The organism is Streptomyces flavofungini (assembly GCF_041028215.1).
Lineage (GTDB): Bacteria > Actinomycetota > Actinomycetes > Streptomycetales > Streptomycetaceae > Streptomyces > Streptomyces flavofungini_B.
In genome coordinates, this window is the sequence record NZ_JASKYR010000387.1 from 1 (window position 1) to 8,232 (window position 8,232).

Here is an 8,232-nt window from a genome sequence, read left to right on the forward strand (position 1 = left end):
GTGTTCGTGCAGGTCCTTGGAGGATTCCAGGAGCGCGGCGGCGCGGCGTACGTCCTCGGCCAGGTCGGCGCTGCGCGGCGTCGAGCCCGCGAGGGGGTTGGCGACGACCTGCTGGCCCCGGCGCGAGACGAGCAGTTCGGGGCTGGCGCCGCGGTGGGCAGCGCGAAGGTGTAGCCGGAGGGGTCGCGGCGGGCCAGGCGCTGGAGCATTCCGGGGAGGTCGAGCGGCTCGGGCGCGGTGAGTTCGAGGGTGCGGGCGAGGACGACCTTGCTGAAGTCGCCGCGCCACATGCGCTCCACGGCGGCGGCGACGCCCTCGCCGTACTCCTCGGGCGACGGAACGGGCCTGATGCGCCAGTCCGTGCGGTCCGGGGTCTCGGCGGGCAGCGCGATCAGGGGGTCCGCGGTCAGCGGCGGCGCGGTGCGCAGGGTCTCCGGCACGGCGAGGGCGGCGGGCGCGCTCTGGTCGAACGGTACGGCGCCGATGACGTGCGGCCTGGCGCTCCCGGACGCGCGCGCCGCCGCGAGAGCGGCCGTGACACGTCGCGGCAGGGGTCTGTCGTCATGCGGTACGTGGGCGTGGACGCCCTCGGAGAGCAGGGTGCGGGTCGGTGTCGCGAGGAAGCGTTCACCGGGTGTGTAGGCGTCGAGGAGGGCGGTGGCCGCTCCCACGGCGGGGTGGGCCTGCTCGGCCGTCGTGACGTGTGTGGCGACCTCGGGTGCCGTCGACACGGGGGCTCCATTTCTCGTGGGCGATCGGGGGCGCGCCGGTTGGCGGCGGCGCGATGGGGCGAGGGGGAAAGAGCGGCCGGAAGGCCGGAAGGCGGGAAGGCCTGAAGGCCAGGGACGCGGACGCGCCGCGGCGTCACCGCAGCGTGGCGCCGCCGTCCACGTACAGCGCCTGGAGCGTGATGTGCCGGGCGCGGTCCGAGGCGAGGAATACGACCGCTTCGGCGATGTCCTCGGGGGCGGCGATGCGGCCGAGGGGGATGCCGGTGCGGTAGGTGTCCGGGTCGCCCTCGATGACGCTGCTCGGCACCTCCGCGTGGCCGTCGGGCCACAGGGCCCGCTGCATGGCCGTGTCGGTGGAGCCCGGCGCCACCACGTTGCAGCGCACGCCGCTGCGCGCGGTCTCCAGGCCGAGGCACTTGGTGAACATCATGGCCGCCGCCTTCGACGCGGCGTACGCGGCCATGCCGGTACGGGGGATGCCCGCGGCGTTCGAGGCGACGGTGACGATGCAGCCGGAGCCGCGGGCCGTCATGTGGGAGGCGGCGGCGCGCGAGGCGTGGAAGACGCCGGTGGTGTTCACGGCGAAGGTGTCGGCCCAGTCGGCGTCGGTGAGTTCGGCGACGGGGGCGGTACGCAGGATGCCCGCGACGTTCACCAGGATGTCGAGGGCGCCGTGCTCGCGGACCGTCTCGTCGATCACTCGGGTCACGGCGGCGGAGTCGGTGACGTCCATGACGCGGGGGGTGATCCCGCCGTGCGGGGGTGCGTTCACGTCCTCGGGAGCTGCGTTCGTGCCCGGCGTTTGCGCTCCGCGCATGTCGCGGTCGGTGGCGATGACGTGCGCGCCCCGGGCCGCGAGCGCGGCGGCCACCGCGGCGCCGATGCCCTGGCCCGCGCCGGTCACCAGAGCCGTACGCCCGGCGAACTCGCCCTCGGCGTACGGCTCCTTCGGTATGTGCTCAGGCATAAGTGAGCGACCTCCCCAGACGGTTTAGGTAAGCCTAACCTAACGTATGATCACCGCAGGGGGGACGCCCGCTCGGGAATGGGCCCGGGCAATCGCTGCCATGGCCCGCGGCCGCGAGGGTGTGTTACCTTCCGAATGGCACGTGTGCCGCCCCGTCCGGGGTGCCGGTGCTGAATGTTTCTCTGCCGGGCCGTTCCGGCCTTCTCTTCCGCGCTGCCAGGGTCATCCGCTGTCCGGGTCATCCGATGCCAGGGTCATCCGCTTGCGGGGATATCCGCCTCCAGAGCGATCCGCTCCCGCGGCGATCCGCTCCAGCAGTGCTTTCCCACCGCCCGTCGCACGAGGCGTGACCAACGCCGCCTCCGGCCGGGCCTCTCGTTCGCATGTCCGCGAAAGGACCCCTCTCATGACAGCCACAGCCACCGCCACCGCCACACCTACGGCCGCCCCCGCCGTCTCCGAAACGTCCTCAACCGCCCACCAGACAACGGGTGTTCTGGACATCGCCCGAGACGGCCGCGGCCACGTCCGTGGTCCCGGACTCCTGCCGGGTCCCGGCGACGTCCAGGTCCCCGCGCCCCTCGTACGGCAGATGCACCTGCGCACCGGCGACTTCGTCGAGGGCGTCTGCGGGCGCCCCGGGGTGCTCGCCGGGGTCGAGCGCGTCAACGGGCGCGCACCCAAGGACCTGCTCCGACGCCCCCGCTTCGGGGACCTCACGCCGCTGCACCCCCGCGAGCGGCTCCGCCTGGAGACGGCGGACGGGCCCGCCGCGATGCGCGTCGTCGATCTCGTCGCACCCGTCGGCAAGGGGCAGCGCGGCCTGCTCGTCGCGCCGCCCAAGACCGGCAAGACCGTACTGCTCCAGCAGATCGCCGCGGCCGTCGCGGCGAACCACCCCGAGTGCCACCTCATGGTCGTCCTGCTCGACGAGCGGCCCGAGGAGGTCACCGACATGATGCGCTCGGTCCGGGGCGAAGTGCTCGCCTCGACCTTCGACCGGCCCGCCAAGCAGCACATCGCCCTCGCCGAACTGGCCGTGGAGCGCGCCAAGCGCCTGGTCGAGGACGGCAAGGACGTGGTCATGCTCTTCGACTCGCTGACCAGGCTCTGCCGCGCGTACAACAACGCGGCGACCGGCAGCGGACGCACGCTCAGCGGCGGCGTCGACGCGTCCGCCGTGCAGGGGCCGAAGCGGCTCTTCGGCGCCGCGCGCCTCATCGAGGAGGGCGGCTCCCTGACGATGCTGGCGACCGCGCTGGTGGAGACCGGATCGCGCGCCGACGACTACTACTTCGAGGAGCTGAAGAGCACCGGGAACATGGAGCTGCGGCTCGACAGCTCCCTGGCGGCCCGGCGGCTCTACCCCGCCGTCGACGTCACGCCGTCCGGCACCCGTCGCGAGGAACTGCTGCTGCCCGGTACCGAGTTGACCGCTGTGCGGGGGCTGCGGCGGGCCCTGGGCGGACGCGACAGCCAGAGCGCGCTCGAAGCGCTGCTCGACCGCGTCAAGAAGACGCCGGGCAACGCGGCCTTCCTCAGGCAGGTGCGGCAGACCGTGCCGGGAGCCGCCACGGACGGCGACGCGTGACCCCGTCGCCCGCCAGCGTGACCCCGTCGCCCGCCCGGGCGATGTCACTGCCGCGTGACGCTCACCCGGTAGTCGCCCTCGTCCGTCACGTCCGCCACCGTGACCCGCAGTCCCGTCTTGCCGTCCGAGAAGGTCTCGCCGGGGCCGTAGGGGGCGTCGGAGAGTTCGGCGTGCACGTTGGGGCGGCGGGTGCAGCCGTCGCTCTCGGCCTGGGAGTCGGCGACCGTGACCGGGCCGTGGCCCGTGTCGACGTCCGCGTCCACGCGGTAGATGAGGACGCCGGGCTTGCAGACCTCCTCGTCGTTGCCGCCGGGCGTGCGCACCTCCACCGCGTACCCCGTCCGCTCGCTGAGCGGGACGAACGCGAGCTTCATGCCGCCCTCGCGGTGCAGCGGGGTCAGGGTGTGCTCGGTGGTGCCGGGCCGCGCTGCGCAGCCCACCTGGTCGTCGTCGAGCCAGCCCAGCTTCCACTTGTGCCAGGCGAGCAGGTCGTTGTTGGCGCCCCAGTCCTCGCTCATGATGTCCCAGTGTCCCGCCGCGCCGCCGCCGTCCTGCGTGTAGAGGTCGGGCAGGCCGAAGACGTGGCCGTTCTCGTGCGGCAGTACGCGGTAGCCGGTCTCGTGGTAGGTGCCCGAGCCGTCGTCCTGGCGGCTGTAGACGAAGGACGTGTTGGAGACCGGGACGCCGTCCGCGACCGGCGCCTCGTGGTTGCCCGCGAACGTCACCGACAGGACCGTGTCGAGCGCGGAGGGACCGGCGTTCGGGGTGACCAGGACGTTGATGAGGTCGTACGCGCGGAAGTCCACCTCGGGGTCGGCGGCCGCCACGATGTCCTCGACGAGCTTGCGGTAGCCGGGGTCGAACGGGGCGCCGCGCTCTATCCCGTAGTCGGCGAACGACTTGGGCATGCGCAGCCAGTGCGGGACGGGGGATTCGGGGCGGTACTCAAGACGCCCGTACGAGCTGGTGCTGAACCACTCCTCGGTCTGCGGGAAGAATTCCGCGAGGCGGTCCATGGCCTTGCCGTGGCCGGGGGCGTCGGCGAAGTCGACCATGAGGTTCAGGGCGCGGACGGTGCCCGTGGAGCGCGCGTAGCCGGGCTGGGTGGGCACGCCCTCCGACATCTGTACGCCCATCGTGCCGCTGATCATGCAGGGGCCCAGCGCGTTGCCGCGGGCCATCGAGACCGGGCCCGCCGAGCTGGGCGCGTCCGCCATCAGGCGGCCGGTGCTCGCCGACGTGGTGAGCGCGAGGGTGAGCGCCGTGACCGAGGCGAGGGCGACTCCGCGACGGGCGGTGCATATCCGTCGCCAGGCCGGCTGCTGCATACGTGAGCCTCCACTCCGCGGCAGCCGCCGTCCGGACTGCACCCTGTCCGTTCACCCTGTGCCGAGGGGTGCGCGGGCGCGCGTTGGGTGCGACCGACCGGGGGGTTTTCCCTGCCGGCAGGTGTGAGGTCCTCCGTGTGTGTGACCCAGGTCACCGATATTGCTTGGAAGAGGCGGAAATAACCGGGGAGCACTTCCCCGTTTGAACCTGTGTCCGCGCGAAACGGGGAACCAGTCCCCGCATCGGCGCACAAACGACCGCAGGAACCGGCCACCGCCGGACAGGGACGACCAGAGACGACCAGGAGGAGGAACCGTGGACGCCGCCACCGAGACCGCCCCCCGGCGTCGCCCCGCACGCCCGCGGGCCGACGCCCTGCGCAACCGGGAGCGGATCGTCGCCGCCGCACGCGAGATGTTCGTGGAGTACGGACCCGACGTACCCCTCGACGAGATCGCGCGCCGTGCGGGCGTCGGCAACGCCACGGTCTACCGCCACTTCGCCGACCGCACCGAACTGGTGCGGCAGGTCGTCCTCTCGGTCACGGACCGCGTTGCCGCCCACGCCGAGCAGGGCATCGCCGCGGCGGACGCCGACGCGGACGCCGCCTTCACGGCGCTGCGCACCTTCGTGCACGCCGCGGCCGACGAGCGGATCGGCGCCCTGTGCCCGATGCTCCAGGCCGGATTCGACCCCAACCACCCCGACCTGCTCGACGCCCGCGAGCGCCTCGACCGGTCCATCGAAGGCCTGATGGGAAGGGCACGCGCGGCAGGGCAGCTGCGCGCCGACATCGCCGTCGGCGACCTGATGGTCGCCCTCTCCCAGCTCACCCGGCCGCTGCCGGGCACGGCCTGCCTCAACATGGACCGCTTCGTCCACCGCCATCTCCAGCTCTTCCTCGACGGACTGATGGCGCCCGCCCGCTCGGAGCTGCCGGGAGCGGCGGCGACCCTCCAGGACCTCAGGGAGAACTGACCGGCGCCGCGCACACCTCGGGCGCGCCCGCCCCTTACTCACGACTCACGACTTACGCCGTCGCCCGCACGGGCTACGCCGTCTTACTCACGTCTTTACTCACGTCGCTTACACCGCGTACATCGCTTACGCCGTTTACACCAGTTTCCGCCCTTACGTACCGCTAGGTGGCCACACCCATGTCTGAAACAGATCCGAGACGCTGGAAGGCGCTCGTCTTCATCGCCCTCGCGCAGCTGATGGTCGTCCTCGACGCCACCATCGTGAACATCGCGCTGCCCTCCGCCCAGCAGGACCTCGGCATATCCGACGGCAACCGCCAGTGGGTCATCACGGCCTACGCGCTCGCCTTCGGCGGTCTGCTGCTCTTCGGCGGCCGCATCGCCGACCTGTGGGGCCGCAAGCGCACCTTCGTGACCGGCCTGATCGGCTTCGCCGCGGCCTCCGCGCTCGGCGGTGCCGCGACCGGCGAGGCCATGATGCTGGGCGCCCGCGCCCTCCAGGGCGTGTTCGGCGCGCTGCTCGCGCCCGCCGCCCTCTCGCTGCTCGCGGTGATGTTCACCGACGCCAAGGAGCGCGCCAAGGCCTTCGGCATCTACGGTGCGATCGCCGGTGGCGGCGGCGCCGTGGGCCTGATCCTCGGCGGCTTCCTCACCGAGTACCTGAACTGGCGCTGGACCTTCTTCGTGAACATCCCGTTCGCGGTGATCGCCGCCCTGGGCGCGTACTTCGTCATCCGTGAGCCCGCCGGTACCCGCAACCGCTCGACGCTCGACATCCCCGGCGTGGTCCTGTCCACCCTCGGTCTGGTCGCGCTCGTCTACGGCTTCACCCGCGCCGAGTCCGACGGCTGGTCGGACGCCGTGACGGTCACGATGTTCGTCGCGTCGGCCGTGCTGCTCGCCGCGTTCGCCCTCACCGAGGCCAAGGTCAAGTCGCCGCTGCTCCCGCTGCGCGTCCTGACCGAGCGCAACCGCGGTGGCGTCTACCTCTCGCTCGGCCTCGCGATCATCGCGATGTTCGGCCTGTTCCTGTTCCTCACGTACTACCTCCAGATCGTGAAGGGCTACTCGCCGGTCAAGACCGGGTTCGCGTTCCTGCCGATGATCGTCGGCATGATCACGGGCTCCACGCAGATCGGCGCCCGCCTGATGACCCGCGTCGCGCCGCGGCTGCTGATGGCCCCGGGCTTCCTGCTCGCCGCGGTCGGCATGCTGCTCCTGACGCAGCTGGAGATCGGCACGTCGTACGCGGGTCTGATCCTGCCCGCGCAGCTCATGCTGGGTCTCGGCATGGGTACGGCGTTCATGCCCGCCATGTCCCTGGCCACGCACGGCGTCGAGGCCCGTGACGCCGGTGTCGCCTCCGCGATGGTCAACACCTCGCAGCAGGTGGGCGGCGCCATCGGCACGGCCCTGCTGAACACCATCGCCGCCTCGGCGACCACCGCGTACCTCACGGACCACGCGGCCGGTGCGACCAACCCGAAGCTGCTCCAGGCGCAGGCCATGGTCGAGGGCTACACCAGCGCCATCTGGTGGGCGGTCGGCATCCTGGCCGTCGCGTCGCTGATCGCGGCGACCTTCGTCAACACCGGCCACCAGGGCGGTGCCGCGGCGGCGTCCTCGCAGGACGGCGTCGAGGACGAGGTGAAGGTGCCGGTGATGGCCCACTGACCGGGCACAGGACGGTCGGGCGGCCCCCAGCGGGGGGCACCCCCGCCCACGTAGGGCCCTAGCGGAGCCAGGGGAGGTCCGCACCGGCCTCCTCGGGTTGAAGTCCCTCGGCGACGATCGTCATGATCTCGCCGAGGGACTTCTGCTGTTCGGGGGTGAGCCGGTCGAAGAGCGCCTGGCGTACGGCGCTGACGTGGCCGGGGGCGGTGCCGCGCAGCACCTCGTACCCCTCGTCGGTGAGGATCGCGAGCTGGCCGCGCTTGTCGGAGGGGCAGTCCTCGCGGCGCACCCAGCCGCTCTTCTCCAGACGGGCGACGGCGTGTGAGAGCCGGGACCGGGTGATCTTCATGTTCTTGGCCAATTCGGTCATCCGCAGCCGCCTCCTGGGGGCGTCGGACAACTGGACCAATAGGCCGTAGTACATGTGCGGCATGCCCGCGTCGCGCTGGAGCTGCCGGTCGAGATAGTCGTCCAGGAGGGTGGTCGCCTGGAGGTAGGCCCGCCAAACGCGCTGCTCGTCGCCGTCCAGCCAGCGCGGCTCACCGGCCGGGGAAGGGGTGGGTGCCATATCCATGTACTCCATCGTACGAGGCCCTTCCTTGAATTTTGAACAAACCATGCGTACCGTCGCACCATAGAGCTTGAGTGTTCAAGTACCTAGTGCTTCGTACGGCGTATTCCGCCTACGTGACGTCGGTCCGCCCCGGAGGTGCACGATGACCCGCATGCCCGCCCTGTACCTCAGCCACGGCGCCCCGCCGCTCGCCGACGACCCCGTCTGGCCCGGCGAACTGGCCGCCTGGTCCGCCGCCCTGCCCCGCCCCCGGGCGATCCTCATGGTCTCCGCGCACTGGGAGGAGGCCCCGCTCGCGCTCGGCGCCACGGAGACGCTGCCGCTGGTGTACGACTTCTGGGGCTTCCCGGAGCACTACTACGGAGTGACCTACGAGGCGCCCGGCG

Annotated in this window: 7 protein-coding genes and 1 pseudogene; 4 read left to right on the forward strand and 4 right to left on the reverse strand. The window is 71.8% G+C overall.

Annotated elements, in window-relative coordinates; all coding sequences use genetic code 11:
* Both AB8Z36_RS24450 and AB8Z36_RS24455 read right to left on the reverse strand, forming a co-directional pair.
* A pseudogene (locus AB8Z36_RS24450) lies at positions 1-731 on the reverse strand (chorismate-binding protein); the annotation flags it as partial.
* Between the two features lie 133 nt (positions 732-864).
* Positions 865-1,698 carry a 2,3-dihydro-2,3-dihydroxybenzoate dehydrogenase gene (locus tag AB8Z36_RS24455; RefSeq protein WP_369215520.1) on the reverse strand — a complete coding sequence of 278 codons (834 nt, stop codon included), beginning with the start codon at positions 1,696-1,698 and terminating at the stop codon, positions 865-867.
* A 406-nt stretch (positions 1,699-2,104) separates the two neighbouring features.
* On the opposite strand from AB8Z36_RS24455, the gene rho reads away from it, so the two are divergent.
* On the forward strand, positions 2,105-3,289 hold the full coding sequence (gene rho / locus AB8Z36_RS24460) for a transcription termination factor Rho (RefSeq protein WP_369215521.1): 1,185 nt from the start codon (positions 2,105-2,107) through the stop codon (positions 3,287-3,289).
* 44 nt (positions 3,290-3,333) lie between these two features.
* Here the strand turns inward: rho and AB8Z36_RS24465 are convergent, their stop codons facing one another.
* Positions 3,334-4,617, reverse strand: a complete 1,284-nt coding sequence (locus AB8Z36_RS24465; RefSeq protein ID WP_369215522.1) for a M6 family metalloprotease domain-containing protein — start codon at positions 4,615-4,617, stop codon at positions 3,334-3,336.
* Positions 4,618-4,933: 316 nt separating this feature from the next.
* Here AB8Z36_RS24465 and AB8Z36_RS24470 point away from each other — a divergent pair, with 316 nt between their 5' ends.
* Together AB8Z36_RS24470 and AB8Z36_RS24475 are read left to right on the forward strand one after the other, a co-directional pair.
* Positions 4,934-5,596 carry a TetR/AcrR family transcriptional regulator gene (locus tag AB8Z36_RS24470; RefSeq protein WP_369215523.1) on the forward strand — a complete coding sequence of 221 codons (663 nt, stop codon included), beginning with the start codon at positions 4,934-4,936 and terminating at the stop codon, positions 5,594-5,596.
* A 179-nt stretch (positions 5,597-5,775) separates the two neighbouring features.
* On the forward strand, positions 5,776-7,272 hold the full coding sequence (locus tag AB8Z36_RS24475) for an MFS transporter (RefSeq protein WP_369215524.1): 1,497 nt from the start codon (positions 5,776-5,778) through the stop codon (positions 7,270-7,272).
* Between the two features lie 58 nt (positions 7,273-7,330).
* On the opposite strand, the gene AB8Z36_RS24480 is transcribed toward AB8Z36_RS24475, so the two are convergent.
* A complete protein-coding gene (locus AB8Z36_RS24480; RefSeq protein ID WP_369215525.1) occupies positions 7,331-7,855 on the reverse strand; it encodes a MarR family winged helix-turn-helix transcriptional regulator in 525 nt (174 codons plus the stop codon).
* Positions 7,856-7,997: 142 nt separating this feature from the next.
* On the opposite strand from AB8Z36_RS24480, the gene AB8Z36_RS24485 reads away from it, so the two are divergent.
* On the forward strand, positions 7,998-8,232 hold a 235-nt coding region (locus AB8Z36_RS24485), incomplete at its 3' end, for a dioxygenase family protein (RefSeq protein ID WP_369215526.1).

Excerpts from the sequence above, each read along its gene's own strand:
- AB8Z36_RS24475 (WP_369215524.1), top strand. The coding sequence starts at position 5,776 with ATGTCTGAAACAGATCCGAGACGCTGGAAGGCGCTCGTCTTCATCGCC.
- rho (WP_369215521.1), top strand. The coding sequence starts at position 2,105 with ATGACAGCCACAGCCACCGCCACCGCCACACCTACGGCCGCCCCCGCC.
- AB8Z36_RS24480 (WP_369215525.1), bottom strand. The coding sequence starts at position 7,855 with ATGGAGTACATGGATATGGCACCCACCCCTTCCCCGGCCGGTGAGCCG.
- AB8Z36_RS24455 (WP_369215520.1), bottom strand. The coding sequence starts at position 1,698 with ATGCCTGAGCACATACCGAAGGAGCCGTACGCCGAGGGCGAGTTCGCC.
- AB8Z36_RS24465 (WP_369215522.1), bottom strand. The coding sequence starts at position 4,617 with ATGCAGCAGCCGGCCTGGCGACGGATATGCACCGCCCGTCGCGGAGTC.